The 18,918-nt window shown below is 46.6% G+C and carries 20 protein-coding genes; 15 read left to right on the top strand and 5 right to left on the bottom strand.

Features of this window, described 5'->3' with window-relative positions:
• Positions 1 to 91: 91 nt before the first annotated feature.
• From AC3WT9_RS12825 to AC3WT9_RS12805, 5 genes are all read left to right on the top strand, one after another.
• Positions 92 to 1,066 carry an SIS domain-containing protein gene (locus AC3WT9_RS12825; protein ID WP_342480305.1) on the top strand — a complete coding sequence of 325 codons (975 nt, stop codon included), beginning with the start codon at positions 92 to 94 and terminating at the stop codon, positions 1,064 to 1,066.
• A gap of 39 nt (positions 1,067 to 1,105) precedes the next feature.
• Positions 1,106 to 1,972, top strand: a complete 867-nt coding sequence (locus tag AC3WT9_RS12820) for a fructoselysine 6-kinase (RefSeq protein WP_341379282.1) — start codon at positions 1,106 to 1,108, stop codon at positions 1,970 to 1,972.
• Positions 1,973 to 2,101: 129 nt separating this feature from the next.
• Positions 2,102 to 3,421, top strand: a complete 1,320-nt coding sequence (locus tag AC3WT9_RS12815) for an anaerobic C4-dicarboxylate transporter family protein (RefSeq protein ID WP_341094988.1) — start codon at positions 2,102 to 2,104, stop codon at positions 3,419 to 3,421.
• A gap of 69 nt (positions 3,422 to 3,490) precedes the next feature.
• The gene (locus AC3WT9_RS12810) at positions 3,491 to 4,321 is read left to right on the top strand and encodes a sugar phosphate isomerase/epimerase family protein (protein WP_492407618.1); all 831 of its coding nucleotides are present in this window, start codon (positions 3,491 to 3,493) and stop codon (positions 4,319 to 4,321) included.
• 54 nt (positions 4,322 to 4,375) lie between these two features.
• Positions 4,376 to 4,789, top strand: coding sequence for a hypothetical protein (locus tag AC3WT9_RS12805; protein ID WP_341094986.1), 414 nt, complete (start codon positions 4,376 to 4,378; stop codon positions 4,787 to 4,789).
• Positions 4,790 to 5,038: 249 nt separating this feature from the next.
• Here AC3WT9_RS12805 and AC3WT9_RS12800 read toward each other — a convergent pair whose 3' ends face one another.
• Positions 5,039 to 5,689 carry a GntR family transcriptional regulator gene (locus tag AC3WT9_RS12800; protein WP_341094985.1) on the bottom strand — a complete coding sequence of 217 codons (651 nt, stop codon included), beginning with the start codon at positions 5,687 to 5,689 and terminating at the stop codon, positions 5,039 to 5,041.
• 222 nt (positions 5,690 to 5,911) lie between these two features.
• Here AC3WT9_RS12800 and uxuA point away from each other — a divergent pair, with 222 nt between their 5' ends.
• From uxuA to AC3WT9_RS12775, 5 genes are all read left to right on the top strand, one after another.
• Positions 5,912 to 6,988, top strand: coding sequence for a mannonate dehydratase (gene uxuA / locus AC3WT9_RS12795; RefSeq protein WP_492407617.1), 1,077 nt, complete (start codon positions 5,912 to 5,914; stop codon positions 6,986 to 6,988).
• Positions 6,989 to 8,596, top strand: a complete 1,608-nt coding sequence (locus AC3WT9_RS12790; protein WP_492407616.1) for a mannitol dehydrogenase family protein — start codon at positions 6,989 to 6,991, stop codon at positions 8,594 to 8,596.
• An 18-nt stretch (positions 8,597 to 8,614) separates the two neighbouring features.
• Positions 8,615 to 10,018, top strand: coding sequence for a glucuronate isomerase (uxaC, locus tag AC3WT9_RS12785; RefSeq protein ID WP_341094980.1), 1,404 nt, complete (start codon positions 8,615 to 8,617; stop codon positions 10,016 to 10,018).
• Between the two features lie 291 nt (positions 10,019 to 10,309).
• Positions 10,310 to 11,134, top strand: coding sequence for a MerR family transcriptional regulator (locus AC3WT9_RS12780; RefSeq protein WP_341097741.1), 825 nt, complete (start codon positions 10,310 to 10,312; stop codon positions 11,132 to 11,134).
• Positions 11,135 to 11,160: 26 nt separating this feature from the next.
• Entirely contained in the window at positions 11,161 to 12,171 is a 1,011-nt protein-coding gene (locus tag AC3WT9_RS12775; protein ID WP_341094978.1) for a serine hydrolase domain-containing protein, read from the top strand.
• Here AC3WT9_RS12775 and AC3WT9_RS12770 read toward each other — a convergent pair.
• The 3 genes from AC3WT9_RS12770 to AC3WT9_RS12760 form a co-directional block, all read right to left on the bottom strand.
• Positions 12,153 to 13,028 carry an effector binding domain-containing protein gene (locus AC3WT9_RS12770; RefSeq protein ID WP_341379277.1) on the bottom strand — a complete coding sequence of 292 codons (876 nt, stop codon included), beginning with the start codon at positions 13,026 to 13,028 and terminating at the stop codon, positions 12,153 to 12,155. The two genes, AC3WT9_RS12775 and AC3WT9_RS12770, sit on opposite strands and share 19 nt — an antisense overlap.
• A gap of 20 nt (positions 13,029 to 13,048) precedes the next feature.
• Entirely contained in the window at positions 13,049 to 14,164 is a 1,116-nt protein-coding gene (locus AC3WT9_RS12765; RefSeq protein ID WP_492407615.1) for a C45 family autoproteolytic acyltransferase/hydrolase, read from the bottom strand.
• A gap of 97 nt (positions 14,165 to 14,261) precedes the next feature.
• Positions 14,262 to 14,468: a hypothetical protein gene (locus AC3WT9_RS12760; RefSeq protein ID WP_341094973.1), complete on the bottom strand. Its 207-nt coding sequence runs from the start codon at positions 14,466 to 14,468 to the stop codon at positions 14,262 to 14,264.
• 203 nt (positions 14,469 to 14,671) lie between these two features.
• Here AC3WT9_RS12760 and AC3WT9_RS12755 point away from each other — a divergent pair, with 203 nt between their 5' ends.
• The 5 genes from AC3WT9_RS12755 (at position 14,672) to AC3WT9_RS12735 (ending at position 18,373) form a co-directional block, all read left to right on the top strand.
• Positions 14,672 to 14,962 carry a MazG nucleotide pyrophosphohydrolase domain-containing protein gene (locus AC3WT9_RS12755; RefSeq protein ID WP_341379274.1) on the top strand — a complete coding sequence of 97 codons (291 nt, stop codon included), beginning with the start codon at positions 14,672 to 14,674 and terminating at the stop codon, positions 14,960 to 14,962.
• Positions 14,963 to 15,250: 288 nt separating this feature from the next.
• A complete protein-coding gene (locus AC3WT9_RS12750; RefSeq protein ID WP_341379273.1) occupies positions 15,251 to 15,577 on the top strand; it encodes an ArsR/SmtB family transcription factor in 327 nt (108 codons plus the stop codon).
• Positions 15,578 to 15,609: 32 nt separating this feature from the next.
• Entirely contained in the window at positions 15,610 to 16,899 is a 1,290-nt protein-coding gene (locus AC3WT9_RS12745; RefSeq protein WP_492407614.1) for an arsenic transporter, read from the top strand.
• Between the two features lie 321 nt (positions 16,900 to 17,220).
• Positions 17,221 to 17,712 carry a hypothetical protein gene (locus AC3WT9_RS12740; RefSeq protein ID WP_342480303.1) on the top strand — a complete coding sequence of 164 codons (492 nt, stop codon included), beginning with the start codon at positions 17,221 to 17,223 and terminating at the stop codon, positions 17,710 to 17,712.
• Between the two features lie 28 nt (positions 17,713 to 17,740).
• Complete coding sequence (locus AC3WT9_RS12735; protein WP_342480302.1) at positions 17,741 to 18,373, top strand: suppressor of fused domain protein; 633 nt, start codon at positions 17,741 to 17,743, stop codon at positions 18,371 to 18,373.
• Between the two features lie 81 nt (positions 18,374 to 18,454).
• Here the strand turns inward: AC3WT9_RS12735 and AC3WT9_RS12730 are convergent, their stop codons facing one another.
• The gene (locus tag AC3WT9_RS12730; protein ID WP_342480301.1) at positions 18,455 to 18,841 is read right to left on the bottom strand and encodes an immunity 22 family protein; all 387 of its coding nucleotides are present in this window, start codon (positions 18,839 to 18,841) and stop codon (positions 18,455 to 18,457) included.
• Between the last annotated feature and the right edge of the window lie 77 nt (positions 18,842 to 18,918).

Here is an 18,918-nt window from a genome sequence, read left to right as displayed (position 1 = left end):
GCTTTGTGTTATTATTTGTCCATAACATTCCCATACAAAAGCCGGCGTGGAATGGAAAATCATAATATGTATCATACAAGGGAGAGGGAGAATGGATATGAAACAAATTATCGAGCAGATTATAGCGGATAAAAAAGAGGGCGGCGGCATCAAGCAGGTCTATTATGTCGCTTGCGGCGGTTCTTACGGAGCGTTCTACCCAGCAAAGACATTTCTTGAGAAGGAAGCTAAGGACATTAAAGTAGGCCTATACAACAGTAATGAGTTCGTGCATAACACGCCTAAGGCATTCGGTGCAAATGCGGTCCTGGTCGTAGCCTCCCATAAAGGCAACACGCCGGAAACGGTAAAAGCTGCGGAACTGGGTAAAAAAGCGGGCGTGCCGGTTATCGCACTCACCTGGATCGAAGATTCTCCTATTACGGAATTTGCGGATTACGTGGTCAAGTATAGCTTTGGAGAGAATAAAGATATCGCTGGTGAAAAAACGATCCAAGCGCTTATGACCGCAGTGGAAATTCTGAAACAGACGGAAGGGTACCCGAATTACGAGAAATTCCTCGATGGCGTTTCAAGAATCGACCGGATTGTAAAACAGGCAACCAAGCATGTAAAGAATCGAGCCCTGACGTTTGCCAAAAACCACAAAGACGATTCCGTCATCTATACGATGGCCAGTGGAGCGGGGTATGGTGCGGCATATATGGAAAGCATCTGTATCTTTATGGAAATGCAGTGGATCAACTCCGCGAGCATCCATTCCGGTGAATACTTCCATGGACCGTTTGAGATTACGGACGCCGAAATTCCGTTCGTCCTTCAGGTATCGGAAGGTAGTACCCGGGCACTTGACGAGAGAGCGCTGGATTTCCTTAACCGGTACGCTAAGCGGGTGGAAGTGCTGGACGCGAAGGATCTTGGACTGTCCACCATCGATAGCTCGGTCGTTGACTATTTCAATCACTCCTTGTTTAACAACGTGTACCCCATCTATAATCAAGCTTTGGCGGTGGAAAGAAAACATCCGCTTACCACACGCAGATACATGTGGAAGGTTGAATATTAATCCGTACTCATTTCAGCAGCCTTCAGAGGGGATATTCATATGAAACAATATAAAGTAATCGGAATTGGCGACAATGTAGTAGATAAGTACATCCACCAGGGCATCATGTACCCTGGTGGAAACGCCTTGAACTTCAGTGTATACGCTACCATGTGCAAAATGGAGTCCGCTTATTTAGGCAAATTCGGCAGCGATGAAGTCGCCCGGTATATCGGGCAGGTGTTGGACGAGCTGACCATTGACCGCAGCCATTGCCGCGAATATGAGGGTGAGAACGGCTATGCGCGCGTTACCCTTGAAGACGGTGAACGCCTGTTTCTGGGATCGAATAAGGGCGGGATCGCCAAGGAAAACGCATGGAAATTTACCGAAACTGATCTGAATTACATCAAACAATTTGCCGTGATCCATACGAGCTTGAACAGTTATATTGAACAGGATCTGACAGTTCTTCGGGAAACCGGCATTCCTATTTCGTATGACTTCTCGGTTCGCTGGAACGACGACTATCTGGAACAGGTCTGCCGGTATGTGGATATATCCTTTCTTTCATGCAGCCATTTGACGGCAGAAGAGCGGGAGAGAGAGATGCGGAAGGCACAGCGGCTCGGATCGAAAATTGTGGTTGGGACAGTAGGTGAAAACGGATCGTACACCCTTTTCGGGGATCAATGGATTTATCAACCGGCGGATTCAACGGAAGCGGTGGACACGATGGGAGCGGGAGATTCTTATATCACTGCTTTTCTCGTGGAGATGATCCGGAGTTCAGAGGGCAGGATCGAATTTGACCAGGAGAGTGAAATGCTCCGTAAAATCAAGACCAGTATGGGTAAGGGAGCGGAGTTCGCAGCTCAAATATGCCGGATCAACGGTGCTTTCGGATTCGGCACCCCATTGGTTTAACAGTATATGAGGGGAGGGGCCTCCTCTCTTTACTATCAATAATGTAAGCGTATTCAGAAAAGTCGGATGAGCCTTAACGAAGGTCCAGTGGATCGGTGAAGCCAGTATAAACAAAAAAGGGGACTTTTTATGTTTTGGTTTGAACTCTTGATCATCTTTTTACTCATTTTCTTTGGCGCCAGGGTCGGCGACGTATTCATGGGCCTGCTTGGCGGAGTCGGCGTTGCGATATTCGTATTCATTTTTCACGTCCAGCCTGCGTCACCTCCCGTTGATGTTATGCTAATCATTCTGGCAGTTGTCCTGGCTGCCTCCGCCCTCCAGTCTTCGAGCGGATTGAATTTTCTCGTCAAGGTCGCGGAAAAAATGCTGCATAAATCTCCGAAGAATGTAACGATTGTCGCTCCGGTTATTTGCTGGCTCTTCACCTTCCTGTCGGGAACGGGGCATGTTGTGTACAGTCTGCTGCCTATTATCAACAAGCTATCCATCGACAGCGGAATCCGGCCGGAGCGGCCTATTTCAAACAGCATCATTGCTTCCCAGCAAGCGATTACCTGTTCGCCGGTGTCGGCGGCGACCGCAGCTATGCTTGGACTTATGGCTCCGCTTGGCGTAAGTCTGGGTACAATTTTGTCCATCGCGATTCCAGCTACCCTGCTGGGGGTCATTACTAGTGCGCTGCTCACGTTGCGTAAAGGGAAAGAACTCGCAGAAGATCCGGAGTATCTGCGCAGACTCGCCGAGGGTTTGGTTGAAAGCGACCCGGAAGAACAAACGGAGAAAAAGGTGTCACCGAAGGGTGCGAAAGCTTCGGTGGTGATCTTCCTGCTCGCCGTTCTGTCCATTGTCATTCTGGGGCTGTTCACCGAGTTACGGCCATCATGGACCGTAGACGGCGTGACGACTGTGTTATCGATGGCCCACACCATTGAAATTATTATGCTGGTCTGTGCTTCGCTGATTATTATCATCTGCCGTCCGGCGATTGAATCGATTCTTAACGGTACCATCTTCCGGGCAGGGGCGCTTGCCATGGTTTGCGCTTTCGGATTAGCCTGGATGAGCAGTACCTTTATCGGGGGGCAAACGGCGTTTATCCAAGAGCATGTGGCTACGATTGTAAACAGTCAACCATGGATGCTTGCTGTGATCATGTTTATCGTTGCCGCTTTAACAACGAGTCAGGGTGCTACAACGTTAATCATGATCCCGATTGCCATTGCCCTTGATCTGCCGGCCCACATCATCGTTGGTGCGTGGATGGCTGTGAATGCCAACTTCTTTTTGCCGGTGTCCGCCCAATGCCTCGCGGCCATATCGTTTGATACAGCGGGAACCACCAAAATCGGCAAATACGTGCTGAATCATAGCTTCATGCTGCCAGGGATGATCAACATTGTCGTATCTGTAGTTACCGCCACATTACTGGGAAACACTCTAATCTAGGTGTGTTAAGAATCATAGATGTACAAGTATGGATTCTGCCAGGTATAACAAAGGAGGAATCGGGTTCCTATGATACAGCTCAAGCAAGTCGCTGCAGCTAACTTTCATTACAAACGATATTCCTTGGATTATTTTCTGGATTCGGTTACCCGGATCGGTATCGAACACATTGAACTGTGGGCGTCGGGCCCCCACTTTCACCTGGATTATTACTCTCCACAGGATGTACAGAACCTGAAGCGGAAAATGAAAGAACGAGGGTTAAAGGTCATTTGCCTTACTCCGGAACAGAGCGTCTATCCGATCAGTATCAGTCACCCCGACCCGGAGTACCGCAAGAAAAGCGTGGAATTCTTCTGCCGGCACATTGAAATGGCTTCTTTTCTGGAGTGTAGCCAGATGCTGGTGACTACGGGACTGGCCTATCTGGATGTGGATGAGACGGAAACGTGGAAATGGTGCAGGGAATCTTTTGGCGAGATTTGCAGGACGGCGGAAAAAGAGGGAGTTTACTTACCCGTGGAAGCGTTTACCTCTTACTCTACCCATGTGTTTAACAGCGCCGAGCACATCTCCAGAATGATTAATGAGGTGGGAAGTCCGAATTTAAAAGGGCTGGCGGACACGGATGTCATGGCGGTTACAGGAAAAGATTCGATTCATGATTTTATCAGAGAACTTGGGGATAACCTGACGTACGTGCATTTTGTAGACGGCAGCCCCGGGGGGCATCTGGTTCCCGGCGAAGGTAATCTGCCGCTGGAAGAAGCGCTGCAGGCGCTAAACGAAAGCGGCTACAAGGGATATCTTGGTCTTGAGCTGCTGGATCGGAGATATGTGCTGGACCCGGAGAAAGCGATGCGGGATTCGCTGGCTTGGTTTGAGAAACGCTTGGGATGAACGAAAGAAATGAAACTATAATCAGCTGCAATAGCTGCGAAAGAGGGATGCAAGATGAAAGCTGACATTTATGCTTATGACGGGACAGGTATCCAATGTGTCTATAAAAACGATGAATGGCTTGTGTGCATCAAGAACTGGAAACCGGATAACGACATCGACGGCATTCACCGTCTGGAGGTCCACCTCGAGACGGACGAACAGTTCATTCTGGTGAACGGAAAAGCCATACTCCTGGTGGCGGACCGGAAGGAGGACCAGTTCGATATTGATCTGATCGAGATGGAAATAGGTAAGGTCTACAATGTTTCGAAAGACACCTGGTTCTATACGATTGTCCAAAAAGACACCAAGCTTGCGTATGTACAGCATGCCAATACAACGGAAGCAAACAGCAAATATTGCGAAATGTCCGAATCCGAGCTGGCTAGTGTAAAGGAAAGAGCGCGTAAAATACTGCAGCTGTAAGCGCGAAGACGGCTGATCTGGCGGAGGCTCCGATGCCCAAGCTCACGAAAAATGTTTAATTTGGAATGAATATTGTTTGCAGGGCTACTGCTGGAAAGGAAAGAACCTTTCGCCAGTAGCCCTGTATTTTTTGTTATCCAGCGGCAAAGCACGATTCTATGCACAGCAAGCAGTGATAGAGGGGGGAAGGCACACAGCGAACCGCTCAACGGATGGAGGAGAGTGATATGCCCCCCTCCGCTTGGCCGCCTATTTTTTGAGATAGTCCGAGAAATTCTCCTGAAAATCCAGCGAATGAATGTCTTCACGAAGATGGTGGTGGATCAGCGGACCGATCTTTCCGGTTTCCTTATGCACCATAAGCTCCAGCAGAGATTGATGCTCTTTCCAGATTCCCTCCAGCTTTTCGGTCTTCAGCATGTGCAGCCTACGGTACCGGAGGTAGTGCACATTGGACTGCTGAATCAGATTCCACAAAAACTCACGCCCCGCAAGCCGGTACAAGGCCCGGTGAAACGCGTCATCCAGGTTGAGGAAGGAATCGATGTCGCTGTGCCCGATGGCCTCCTTCTGTGTCTCCAGGATTCCCTTAAGCTCGTGCACGCCGGTCAGCAAAAGCTGTGAAGACAGATCCTTAAGGATCTCTTTTTCCAGTGTGCTGCGCAGATACGTGATTTGTTCAACAGATTCAAGATCAATATAGGATACGATATTCCCTTTTTTCGGATAGATATCGGTATAGGATTCCAGGGCCAGCTGTTTCAGCACATCACGCAGCGGTGTCCGCGAAATCTGAAAGCGTTCGGAAAGTGCGGTTTCGCTCAGAATCGTGCCTGGCTTCAAGGCCAAGGTGAGGATTTCGTGCTTCAGTGTATTCATAATTTCAACTTTGATCGACATTTATCTTCCTGCTTTCCATATGTATTGACGAATATGACTAGTATACATGATGTTTGACAGTAATAAAAATGTTTATCAAAATGAAGAGGCGAATTTAGCGTTTACGCTTGTGAAAACTATGCAGTTTATTGTATTGACAACGGGGTGTTCTTGTTCTATGATCAAGAAAATCTTGTATACAAGATTGACATACGACGATGACAATTATAGGAGGTTCTATCAATGAACATGACGTGGAGATGGTATGGTGAAGGCAATGACAACATTACGCTTGACCATATCCGGCAGATTCCGGGGGTTATGGGTATCGTCTGGTCTTTGCACGATAAAGTAGCCGGTGAAGTGTGGGAAATGGAACGGATCCAGGAAGTGGCGGATCAAATCACCGCCAAGGGCTTCAGCACTGCTGTGGTGGAGAGTGTCAACGTTCATGATGATATCAAAATCGGCCTGCCGTCCCGTGATAAATATATCGATATTTATATCGACACGATCCGTAAATTGTCCAAAGTGGGCGTAAAAGTCATCTGCTATAATTTCATGCCTGTATTCGACTGGACCCGTACGGAGCTGTACAAGGAATTGCCGGACGGCTCCAATGCCCTCTTTTATGAAAAGGCTGCCATTACCGATAATCCGCGTGAGATGGTGGACCGGATTCTGAAAGGCGCTGGACAATTCACAATGCCGGGCTGGGAGCCGGAGCGGCTGGCAAAACTTGATGAGCTGTTCGCAGCCTATGCAGATGTGACGGAAGATAAACTGTTCGAGAACCTCAAATACTTCCTGGAACGCATTATTCCGGTATGCGAGGAAGTGGACATCAAGATGGCGATCCATCCCGACGATCCGGCCTGGCCGATCTTTGGCCTGCCGCGCATTATCCGCAACCGGGAAATGATCCGCAGGTTCCTGGATTTGGTGGACAGTCCATACAACGGTCTCACCTTCTGCACAGGATCACTGGGTACGAATCCGGCGAACGACCTGCCGGCGATGATCCGCGAGTTCCATGACCGTATTCATTTTGCCCATATCCGCAACGTGAAGGTGTTTGAGAACGGTGACTTTATAGAGGTGTCGCACCGCGGGCGTGATGGCAGTGTGGATGTGGCTGAAGTCGTCAAAGCCTATCACGAGAATGGATATACCGGTTATGTGCGTCCGGACCATGGGCGGCATCTATGGGGCGAAGAGAAAAACTGCCGTCCGGGTTACGGCCTATATGACAGAGCCATGGGCATCATGTATCTCCTTGGCGTATGGGACAGTCTTGACAATGCCAAGGGGGCGAACTAAATGCTGCGTTTAAACCGAAGCAGTATCTCTGATGAAGCAGCCTGGAAGGCTGCGGGTGTAGAGCTTCCGCGCTTTGACTTTGATCAAGTGGCGAAGAATACACAGGTGAAACCGGAATGGATTCATTTCGGTGCAGGCAACATCTTCCGCGGATTCGTGGCGAACGCCCACCAGAAGCTGCTGGACAGCGGCAAGGCGGACACCGGGATCATCGCGGCGGAAACGTTCGATTTTGAGATGATCGATAAGGTCTACAAGCCGTACGACAATCTGACACTGCTCGTGCTGATGAACGCACACGGTGATTTCCAGAAAAAGATCGTCAGCAGCATTGTTGAGGGAATCGCAGCCGACAAGAACCGTGAAGCGGATTACCGCCGTCTGACTGAGGTATTCGAGAATCCCAGCCTGCAGATGGCCAGCTTCACCATTACGGAGAAGGGATACTCACTGACAGGCCCGAACGGACAGTATCTCGGCATCGTGGAAAAGGATATCGCAGGCGGGCCGGACCAGCCGGTGCATGCGATGAGCATTGTGGCTTCCCTGGCCTACCGCCGCTACCTGAAGGGCCAATATCCGATGACCTTTGTCAGCATGGACAACTGCTCCCACAATGGCGATAAGCTGAAGAACGGTGTCGTGACCATTGCCAAAGAGTGGGCCGGCAAGGGACTTGTCGAAGAAGGATTTGTGACTTATCTGGAGGACGAGCGGTTAATCGCCTTCCCGCTGTCCATGATCGACAAAATTACGCCGCGCCCGTCCGAAACGGTCCAGGCGGCGCTGCTGGAACAGGGAATCGGCGATATGGAGGTCATCGTCACTTCCAAGAATACCTATACAGCCCCATTCGTAAACGCGGAGATCAGCGAATATCTGGTGATTGAAGACAAGTTCACGAATGGCCGTCCGGCGCTGGAGGAAGCAGGGATTATCTTTACCGACCGCGATACAGTCAACAACGTGGAGACGATGAAGGTAACAACCTGCCTCAACCCGCTGCATACTGCGCTTGCCGTATCCGGCTGTCTGCTTGGCTACACCCTGATCGCCGATGAGATGAAGGACGATACGCTGCGTAAATTCGTGGAAATCATCGGCTACAAAGAGGGATTGCCGGTCGTAGTAGATCCGGGGATTCTCAGTCCAAAGCAGTTCCTGGACGAAGTATTGACTGAACGTTTCGCCAATCCGTTTATCCCTGATACCCCGCAGCGGATCGCGACCGACACCTCGCAGAAGGTAGGCATACGGTTTGGAGAAACCATTAAATCATATATCCGCCGGGAGGATCTTGATCCGGCGCAGCTGACAGCCATCCCGCTGGCGATTGCCGTCTGGTGCCGCTATCTGCTTGGAGTAGATGATGAAGGCAAACCTTTCACATTGAGTCCGGACCCGCTGCTCGAGACGCTGCAAGGACATTTGCAGGGAATTTTACTCGGAGCCAAAGCGGCAAATGTGCGGCCAATTCTTGAAGACGAGCAGCTCTTTGGTGTCCGGCTGTATGACATCGGCCTTGGGGAGAAGATTGAGGGTATGTTCCTTGAAATGCTGGCCGGCCCGGGAGCTGTGCGGAGCACAATGGAGAAATACCTGAAATAAGGGTTAAGGAGCATAAGGATGAAGCCTTTTATTCATGAGGATTTTCTGTTGCAGTCAGAGGAGGCCCGGATACTCTATCATGAGTATGCGGAAGCTCTGCCTATTATCGACTATCATTGCCATCTGGACCCGAAAGCCATTGCCGGCAATAAACGCTTCAAGAATATTGCCGAGGTCTGGCTGGGTGGAGACCACTATAAATGGCGTGCATTGAGAACATTCGGGATCGAAGAGAGATATATTACCGGCAATGCCTCTGATGAAGAAAAGTTTGCCAAGTGGAGCGAGGTGCTTCCCTATACTGTCGGCAACCCGCTGTACCATTGGTCGGCGCTGGAGCTGAAGGCTTACTTTGGCGTAGAGGAGCAGCTGAGTCAGGACAACTGGCGGAAGATCTATGACCACTGCAACACCTTGATTGCCCAGGACGGCTTCACGGCCCGGGGGCTGATTACCCGTTCCAGGGTGAAATGGATCTGCACGACGGATGATCCGGTGGATGATCTGCGGTATCATAAGCAGATTGCCGGAGACAAAGAGTTCAAGACCGGGGTGACGCCGACCTTCCGACCGGATAAGGCACTGCTGATTGAAGCGGAGTCCTTTCCGGGTTATGTAGCAAACCTGGAGCAGACCGTAGGGTATGCCATCACTTCCTATGAACTGATGGAATGCGCGCTGCTGGAGCGAATTGAATACTTTGACCAGCAGGGCTGTATGATCTCTGACCATGGCTTCTCAAACCTTCCTTTTGCTGAGGCGCCGCCATCTGTACTGGAGACGATCTTCAGCAAGCGGCTGAGCGGCGAGACCTTGAGCAGACTGGAATGCGATCAGTACGCAACAGCGTTGTTCTTAGCCATGGGCCGCAAATATGCCGCCCACGACTGGGCGATGCAGCTGCATATCGGTGCGATCCGCAATCCGAATACACGCATGTTCCGGGAGCTTGGTCCGGACACGGGCTTCGACATCATCGGTGACGGCAGCTACGCGGACAACTTATACAAGCTGCTCGACGGGCTGGACCGGACCGGCGAGCTTCCCCGGACCATTCTCTACAATTTGAATGCAGTGCAGAATGATGTGCTGGCTGCGATGGCGGGGTCTTTCCAAGGCGAAGGAGTCAAAGGGAAGATTCAATTCGGCTCCGGCTGGTGGTACAACGACCAGAAGGACGGAATGATCAAGCAAATCACTTCCTTATCCAATCTGGGGCTGCTCAGCTGCTTTGTAGGGATGTTGACAGACTCGAGGTCTTTCCTGTCCTATACACGTCATGAGTATTTCCGCCGGATTCTGTGCAACCATATCGGCGGCTGGGTGACCAGCGGGGAGGCCCCGCGGGATCTTGCATTCCTTGGAGGCATCGTTCAGGATATTTGCTACCATAATGCCAACCGCTATTTTCAATTAAGCTGAACAGGATAATAATTTTACTGTCGAAGGACTTTCAGCGGCTGGACTCACGGTAGGACTGGGAAGGGAGACAATTTCCCAGTAGCCAAAAGGTTGCATTTCACATGATGTGCAAATTCCTGCGGATTCAGGGAGACAGCCCCGGCATGTACCTCTGGTACAAGCAATATTTCAAACTGACAAGGTGCAGAAGCCGTTAATTCCGGTCTCTGCACCTTTACTATTTTTGTAGTTGACTTTGCCCTTAGGGGAAGGTGCATAGTGGATACAAATACAAGGAATGGAGGGAACGGCTTGCTGTCGATTGGAGACTTCTCGAAGATATGCGAAGTATCTACAAAAACGCTCCGATATTATGATGAAATGGGATTAATTAAACCTGATGGGATTAATCCGGAAAATGGCTATAGGTATTACTCTATCAGGCAGCTTAAAAAGATGCTCTTTATCAACCGTTTGAAATCCTATCATTTTTCTCTGGAAGAAATCAAAGCTCTTCTGGACTGGGAAGAAGATCAATCCGATGAGAAGCTTCGTTCTGCCCTGGATCGTAAGAAACGAGAAATACAGGACAAGCTGAAAGCTTTTGAACAAACCCTGCAACAAATTAGCAATGATCTTCTAAATGTAGAGAAGGGCCTGCCGATTATGTCCTATATGGACGATATCGAAGTGCAGCTTGTTGAAACCCGGCCAATGAATATGCTTTATATGCGTCAGATGATGAGCAGGGATGACTATGCTTTTGGATACGGAAAGTATTTTAGCAGGTTATATGAGAAGCTTGCGATTGAAAAACTTACCTCGCTGGGTACACCCATGACAATTTATCACAGCGCTGAATACAATCCGGCCGGTAATGATATCGAGTTTGCCATCCCGGTAAAAGAAACGGTAAACGGAACGCGTAATCTGCCTGGAGGCCTTTGTGCAAAGTCTGTTTTAAAGGGAGCGTATTCAGAATTGACTTCGGTCTATGCCAAGCTGAGGGAATGGATAGAGAATGAGGGCTATGTAATGGTGAAATCACCCTATGAAATTTATGTAACCGACCCTTATCAAGGCACTGGTCCTGAGGATCACGTTACCGAGATATATTTTCCTGTAAAGAAAATTTAAAAACGTCTTGTAGAGAGGTGTCTATCATGCAAAGAAACTACTGGCCCACTTCAGAATGGCTGCAAGCCCCAGACCCGGCAACCTTGAGGAAGGATTCTGAGAAGCTTACAGCGCTTGATCCAATCATTAAATCGGAGTACAGCAATATAAACGGTATTGTTGTTGTGAGAAACGGATACATGGCTTATGAAAGCTATTATAATGGCTATGGCCCGGAGGATACGCACCATGTTGCCTCTGTAACGAAAAGTGTCATATCTGCCCTCGTTGGTATTGCCATAGATGCAGGATATATTCGCAATGTAGACCAGAAGGTGCTCGATTTTTTCCCTGAATATGCTCAAGGTGCTGATAAGCAGAAACAAGAAGTCAGCATACGCCATCTTCTCACGATGACGGCTCCCTATTCATTTGAGGACTGGCAAGAACCGCTCGACAAGCTGTGCATGCAGTCTGACTGGGTAAAATACACTTTGGATCTGCTCGGCCAACAAGGTAGTATTGGAACCTTTAAGTATTCCACCGCAGGAGCGCATCTGCTTTCCGCCATCCTCACCCGCAGCACAGGGAAAAGTGCCCGTGAGTTTGCCAATGAACGTTTATTTAAACCCGTCGGGATGAAAGAAATTCCGGATTATGAAATGAAATCGTTCGGCTTTGAGGATCTATTCGGGGAAAATGTGAAGGGGTGGGTTACAGATCCGAACGGCAACTCCACAGGAGGATGGGGACTTACGCTAAATCCCCGTGATATGGCACGTTTTGGTCTCCTATATCTGAACGGTGGCATTTGGGACGAACATGAGGTTGTTTCGGGTGCATGGACCCGCGAATCCACAGCAATGAACCCTAATAAGTACGGCTACCTTTGGTGGTTACGCCAAGAGGATGGAGTTTCCGCATACTTAGCTATGGGAGATGGCGGCAATGTCATTTGCTGTATTCCAGAAAAAGATCTGGTCGTAGCCATCGCATCAGAATTCATGATGAATCCCCGGGATAGATGGACACTGATTCATTATTTAATCGGAAAATAAATATCAATCTGAGATTCGGGGTTATCCGTGCCTAGAAACCGTTCAGAATAGCATTCGAAATCATCCCTGGCAGCCAGTTCTACATCACTTGCAGACAGCCAAGTTCCCCAGATATACTGATAGCTTTGAAATAATGAGTGTGTCTTTCCAGTGTGTGTGAATCGAGCGTATTTTCCTCCGGGAAATTTTTTATAACACATTTTATCTGGAGCAAGGCTTGTATCATTTACTTCTATTCCGATAAATTCGCTTGTTTGGCTCTGCTCACTGAACGAAGTAAATGTACAGCCCTGTGCAGACTCAAAGATGCCATAACGGCAGGAATCAGGAAGCGCATGAGGGATTTCATGAACCCGGGACTGGAAATATTCCCACTTACTAACGCTTTGATTGTTTGCAACACTAGTTTGAAATCGTATGCCAACGAGCTGTTTGGGTTCAACATCGACAATTTGCGGCCGCAGCGTAATAGAATTACACCGATGCTGTATTTCAGGTTTAGTGATTTCCCTGCGGCTGCCAAGGATGGTCTCTACACGGTTTTTGCGGTATTGATTCGGTGTCAAATGATACTGGGATTTAAAGGCCCGGCTGAAAGCTTCATGGGATTCAAACTGCAAAGAAACCGCAATATCTAAAATTCTTTTATTAGTATACAGCAATTCCTTAGCGGCCTGTGTCAGTCTTCTGGAGCGTATATAACTTCCTACGGTTTCTCCCATCATTGCTTGAAAAAAACGATGGAAATGATAATACGAATAGGAGGCTGCTTTAGCAACGTCGGTAACGGAGATAGTGTTATTTAGATTGTTTTCAATAAATATCAATGCTTTTTCCAGTTGCACCCTATAGTCCATAGCAGCCTCTCTTTCTCATATTATAAAATATTATAAAAGCTTTTTGGTGTCTGTTCGTAAGGAAGCTGTACGGAAAATTCCATATCCTTCTGTAAAGCGAAAGTAAACAACTGCCAATCATTCTGCTGTGGGGAACCAAAGGTCATTTCCACCTGTCCTGCTGTTACATCAAAAATCATAGAACGCAGTGTGCCGAAAAAGTCTCCGTAGTAGTGGCAGCATAACCCATTTGGATAGGGCGAAGATAGCAATTGTTTTATATCTGTTTTCGTGAATTTTTCCCTTGCGTGGCTAAAGTCGACAATAAGGTCGTTTCTAATCATGGAATTTTCTAGGATCACTTTCTCAAAGGACTTTAGCTCAGTGAGTACTGCGTGATTGGTAGCACTTAAAAAAGTTTCCTGTGTTTGGCCATCCAGCAACTTATTCGCTTTGTGTCCATCAATGCATTCAAACAAGGCGATTTCACCACTTTTATCGGCAAGCATCAAATTCATATTATACCCGATGGGAACCTCCATGCAATAATTAATTGCTTCCTTAACGTTTTGGCAATTTTCCAAAATTCCGCGAATGACAGCCCAGAACTGCAGTCCGCTTACTTCCGCCTTCTTTCCGCCCTCAAAATTACCTACAGGCATTCCGCAGGAGGCTTGGGCAACGGCAAGGCCACATTCATTCATCCCATCACCGCGGCCAAACAGGTTAATCATAGAGCCGAGATGCTTGTATTTACCAGCTGGTTGAGTATAGGCAAAGCAAAGCTCCTCCATCACATCGGAGAACTCATAATTTCTCGCAAGGATAGTATGTCCGTCCTGAGTTTTGGCAGGCATTGCCGCAAACAAGCTGCATCCGCGTTCTAAATAGGTCATCGCATAAAACAATGCTTGGCCGCGTTCAATACCAACGGTATCTGCGAATCCTTGTATTTCTTCATTAATACCGCTGCAATATTGATCCAGTAGTTCAGTGATTTCCTGTAATTTCTTTTGAGGGTACACTTTTGGAGGGAGCAACATAGCTTTGAGCATTTCCGGTTTGGACAACGCCCATTTACCAAGCCATACGCCAATTTGATAACTGTCTCCTTCAAAGGTTTTATAATACGCTGTGGTTTTTTTCAAAATAGTCACCTTACCTTTCCTGTTTTACTTTACAAGAAAGGAAATAATTGATTTTGATATTTTCTGCTGTTTTAGGTTTTTTGCATGATATTGTTTCAGCTTGCTCTTAGCGGTACAGGAACTTCCGTAAAGTGTTCAGCCGCTTGATTCCTTCCGTACCAGCCCATCCTCCGGCACTTGCCAAGAGTACATTGTGGAAAAGCTTCAACGCTATAGAATAGGTTACAGTCCCGAGGATAATTTCGATGACAAAGAAGCGCAGGATATCGCCGGAGGTTATGATATAGACTTTGAATTCTTGGTTATGGGTCATGGATTGATCACCGTCTCTTCAGGGTTTATGTAACTAAATATGCTTATTTTAGGTTGTCTAATGCCAAAAATCACCTATCAGCCGCTAGCATTGTCATGTCCTTGTTGCTTGTTGCAAACTTTTGTTCTGCGGGATAAATGGTATATATTATATTTGAGGAATAATTGAAGGTTATTATTTGAACAAAGGTGAGGAGCAGGGGAATGAACACAGCGGAGTTCCAACAGTATGTGAGAGAATTCAGTGAAATGAAAGGTTTTGACAGGAGTACCATTGAGCAGCGGATGTTGTACTTGATGACTGAGGTTGGTGAGTTGTCGCAAGAGGTACTGTCCGTATCCTTTCATCCCGATGCCGAGAAGAAAGAGAATCTTGGTTATGAGATGTATGATGTGGTGTGGAACATCTTTGATTTAGCTAACAAACTGGACATTAATCTGGAGGACGCCTTCAATCGGAAGAAGGAAATCAATGACAACAGAAACTGGGAATAAAGACTCAATTCGTAGGCGGTTGCCGAATTGATGAACGGGAGAGTATGGCTTAAGGATTCGTGTGGACAGGGAAGCTGCTTTGTATTCGAACTTCCATGTGCCGTCGCGTAATAACCTGTATATCAACTTAAATTGCAAATAGATGATCTTACTCCTCAGCAGCGCTTGTGCAGCCTCAAGCGCTACGGAGGAGTATTTGTGATGTCCTGTCCGGACTGAGGTTGCTTAATTCTAAATAGCGTTTTAGAATATAAGTAATGACTTATATATTAGAAAGGAGAAACCTGCATGGATGTTCTAAATGAACTAGTGGATGATCTGAAGCTGCTGGGTGACAAAACACGTCTCTCTATGCTTTCGTTATTGAAAGACCGGGAGTGGTGTGTCTGTGAATTCGTTGAACTCTTTGATATTTCACAGCCGGCGATCAGTCAGCACTTGCGCAAACTGAAAAGCAAAGGGCTGGTCAAGGAACAGAAAAGAGGGCAATGGGTTCATTATTCCCTGAATATCAATGACAAGCCGCATATTCAGGCTATTCTTGAGTATACTCCGGATTCCAAAGAAATTCTGGCAGGACTCAACAAGGTATCTGGTGCTGTCTGCTGTGACTAAATAGAGATCATACATAAACGGGAGGGTCAGACTTGGTAATACTTGCAATTCTTATATTTTTGCTTACATTGGTTTTTGTTATTTGGCAGCCCAGGAACCTGTCGATCGGCTGGTCGGCTTGCGGCGGTGCGATTCTCGCTTTGCTGGCAGGTGTAGTCAGCTTTAACGATGTTCTCGATGTCACTTTAATCGTGTGGAATGCTACACTGGCGTTTGTTGCGATTATTCTGATTTCCTTAATCCTTGATAAGGTTGGGATCTTTGAATGGGCCGCCCTGCATATGGCGAGAGCTGCACGGGGAAACGGAACCCGGATGTTCATCTATGTCACTCTTCTGGGTGCGGTGGTCGCCGCGTTTTTTGCCAATGACGGAACGGCGCTTATTCTGACGCCTATTGTCCTGGCCATGGTCCGTGCGCTGAATTTTGATGAGAAAAAGGTCTTTCCATTCATCATCGCCAGCGGCTTTATTGCGGATACGACCTCATTGCCGCTGGTGGTAAGCAATCTGGTCAATATCGTATCGGCAGACTACTTCGGAATCAGCTTCATGGACTATGCAGGGCATATGCTGATACCTACACTGTTTTCTTTGGCAGCAAGTACCCTGGTGCTGTACCTCTTCTTCCGTAAAAGCATCCCGCGTAACTTCGACAGCTCAGAGCTTAAACATCCGCAAGAGGCGATCAAAGACCCAAAAATGTTCAAACTGTCCTGGCTTGTGCTTGCGATTCTGCTCGTTGGATACTTCGTCAGTGAATTCTTGAACATTCCGGTTTCTGTGGTGGCCGGGATTATTGCGATCTTTTTCCTGCTCATGGCCAGAAGAAGCTCTGCTATTTCAACGATGGAAGTAGTTAAGGGCGCACCGTGGGCGATCGTGTTCTTTTCTGTCGGGATGTATGTAGTTGTGTATGGATTGCGGAATGCCGGGTTAATGGATATACTAGCGGATTTGATTCAGGTTGTTGCGGATCAGGGGGTATTCGCTGCCACAATGGGGATGGGCTTTATAGCGGCGGTCATTTCATCGGTGATGAATAACCTGCCTACGGTCATGATTGACGCACTGGCTATCGACGCCACTCATACCTCCGGAATCATTAAGGAAGCTTTGATATATGCCAATGTCATCGGTTCAGATCTAGGGCCGAAGATTACACCGATCGGATCACTGGCCACGCTGCTGTGGCTGCATGTGCTCTCGGCCAAAGGTGTGAGAATCTCCTGGGGCACGTATTTTAAGACCGGAATTATATTGACGATTCCTACATTGTTTATTACTTTAGTGGGCCTCTATTTAAGATTGACTCTATTTTAAACCTAATCTATATTGCATTGTGCCTATCGAGCGACCCATGGTCTGAATTCAAATCGAACAGTGCAATCGAGAATGTAAGAAAAAAATTAAACTCAAAATATTTTAGCACTCAATACAACGAATTATTGGGTTTCTATTTGGCGAATAATGATGCATCCAGTTCTATATTCATATTATTTTTACAAGATGAAATTTATATGGAAAAGGATTGCAGTAAATACGAGGCTAGCAGGGTCCTTGAAAAAAGGTTTTCGACTGAAGGTTTTATAACATACGAAAAAAAATGTGAGACAAACTGGGGAAAGAGAAAGAGGCGGAATTGTGAAATCAATAAAAGATTTTTATGATGAAAGAGTTGCAAAAGTTCGCTGGTTCGAGAATTGTGGTGAAGAGATAAGGGAGCCTTATTTTGAAGGTAATATCATAATTGTTGATAGTTGGACAAAAGCTCAGAAAGGGATAAACGGGAAATGGGACAATCTGAAACTAGAAATAAGAAATAATCTAACGGGTACCTTACATGAACGTTGGAGAAATGAATATAGAGAATGGAATACGATTACTTTAGAAGCGAAAGCTGTACTCCAAAAAGGTGTACTTAACGAACTCAAATCTTATGTTTCTGCTAATAACATCAATTATAGTGTATATGAGAGTGTGGAATGGGATCTTCTTTGCGTGTTGATGGAATATGCCTACAGCGATCTCGTTGCTCCTGGTTTTTATTTCAAAATGTTTGATGTATATGAAGCAGGTCATCTTCCATGTGGCTGGAAAGGAAAGTGGCCAGAAGGAAATGTTTTAATTTTTTAATATTAGGTTCAAACCTCCGGAGGTACATATGGTTAAAAAGGATGACTTTGCATCGGGTGAGCTAATAAATCATTTACGTGAGAATATTGGAGAACCTAGTTTTGTAAACATGGAAGGTTTCATGCAAAGCATAAATATTGATTTAATAGTATTTGAGGCAAACACCAATAGAAACTATCACACCATAGTTACTTCTGGAATGAGCAACTATTCTTCCAATGTTGAGGTAGGATATGAAGAGTGGCAATACACAGAATTAATAATGTATTTACCCTCAGATTGGCCTGTACGAAAAACTGACATTCAAGATTTTGAATGGTATTGGCCTTTCGGCTGGTTACGGAAACTTGGGAAGTTCACATTTGATCATCAAAATTGGTTTTGTTACGGTGACAGCATTCCAAATGGTGATCCTCCACAGTTATTAAGCAACAAAAACCCATATGTCGGATTTATGCTGTTACCACCTATAAACGAGAACCCTGATTTTTTCACACTAAAAACGCCCGATAAAGAAATTCAGTTTCTAGTTGCTTTTCCTATTTTTTTGGAGGAAATGAACTTTCTGAGGAATAATAATTTTACTCTGTTGTTGGAGAAGTTTGATGATTTCCATATTAATGACATTATTAATTTGCAGAGGGCCAATGTTTGTGAATAAGCTGATTGAACTACGTCGGGGGTGAGCGGCATCATGCGGAACGGGGGGAGGATGAATTCATTCGTCACCGGGTAGCCCCCACTATTGATACTCTACCGCACCCAAGAATCTGAGATAATTCGATTGAATGGTTGCTTCAAGAAGTTCCTCAGTATACTTAAAATTATATAGTAAAACTACTGCATTAAAATTATCCGTCAAACCTTCCTGCACTAAGGCAGTAAATCTCAAAACAATCTCATCATCATAAGAGAATCCTTCAAGTAATTGATTCAGATTATTACTAGCTTCTTCATAATATTCTGCTTCTCTTACAGCATCATCATATCTACGAATCCCAAAATGTTTAGCAAAGATCGATGGAATAAAGTCTCCTTCATCCGTATAAGACACAGTAAGCAGCCTATCCAATTCCTCGGAAGATTGAACATTGCCTACCCACAGAGATACGGCTCCTTCTTTTTCCATGTTAGCCTCCTCTAAGGTTTTGATCCATCAGGCAGATCAGTAGACGAATCAATAATTTCTAACGTACAAGTTCATTG

The sequence above is a fragment of the Paenibacillus sp. EB106-06-01-XG199 genome (assembly GCF_058791575.1).
This window is presented reverse-complemented; position numbering and strand designations above follow the sequence as displayed.

Bases quoted from the DNA above. Each gene is read 5' to 3' on its own strand.
- AC3WT9_RS12825 (WP_342480305.1), top strand. From the start codon at position 92: ATGGATATGAAACAAATTATCGAGCAGATTATAGCGGATAAAAAAGAG.
- AC3WT9_RS12820 (WP_341379282.1), top strand. From the start codon at position 1,106: ATGAAACAATATAAAGTAATCGGAATTGGCGACAATGTAGTAGATAAG.
- AC3WT9_RS12815 (WP_341094988.1), top strand. From the start codon at position 2,102: ATGTTTTGGTTTGAACTCTTGATCATCTTTTTACTCATTTTCTTTGGC.
- AC3WT9_RS12810 (WP_492407618.1), top strand. From the start codon at position 3,491: ATGATACAGCTCAAGCAAGTCGCTGCAGCTAACTTTCATTACAAACGA.
- AC3WT9_RS12805 (WP_341094986.1), top strand. From the start codon at position 4,376: ATGAAAGCTGACATTTATGCTTATGACGGGACAGGTATCCAATGTGTC.
- AC3WT9_RS12800 (WP_341094985.1), bottom strand. From the start codon at position 5,689: ATGTCGATCAAAGTTGAAATTATGAATACACTGAAGCACGAAATCCTC.
- uxuA (WP_492407617.1), top strand. From the start codon at position 5,912: ATGAACATGACGTGGAGATGGTATGGTGAAGGCAATGACAACATTACG.
- AC3WT9_RS12790 (WP_492407616.1), top strand. From the start codon at position 6,989: ATGCTGCGTTTAAACCGAAGCAGTATCTCTGATGAAGCAGCCTGGAAG.
- uxaC (WP_341094980.1), top strand. From the start codon at position 8,615: ATGAAGCCTTTTATTCATGAGGATTTTCTGTTGCAGTCAGAGGAGGCC.
- AC3WT9_RS12775 (WP_341094978.1), top strand. From the start codon at position 11,161: ATGCAAAGAAACTACTGGCCCACTTCAGAATGGCTGCAAGCCCCAGAC.
- AC3WT9_RS12770 (WP_341379277.1), bottom strand. From the start codon at position 13,028: ATGGACTATAGGGTGCAACTGGAAAAAGCATTGATATTTATTGAAAAC.
- AC3WT9_RS12760 (WP_341094973.1), bottom strand. From the start codon at position 14,468: ATGACCCATAACCAAGAATTCAAAGTCTATATCATAACCTCCGGCGAT.
- AC3WT9_RS12755 (WP_341379274.1), top strand. From the start codon at position 14,672: ATGAACACAGCGGAGTTCCAACAGTATGTGAGAGAATTCAGTGAAATG.
- AC3WT9_RS12750 (WP_341379273.1), top strand. From the start codon at position 15,251: ATGGATGTTCTAAATGAACTAGTGGATGATCTGAAGCTGCTGGGTGAC.
- AC3WT9_RS12735 (WP_342480302.1), top strand. From the start codon at position 17,741: ATGGTTAAAAAGGATGACTTTGCATCGGGTGAGCTAATAAATCATTTA.
- AC3WT9_RS12730 (WP_342480301.1), bottom strand. From the start codon at position 18,841: ATGGAAAAAGAAGGAGCCGTATCTCTGTGGGTAGGCAATGTTCAATCT.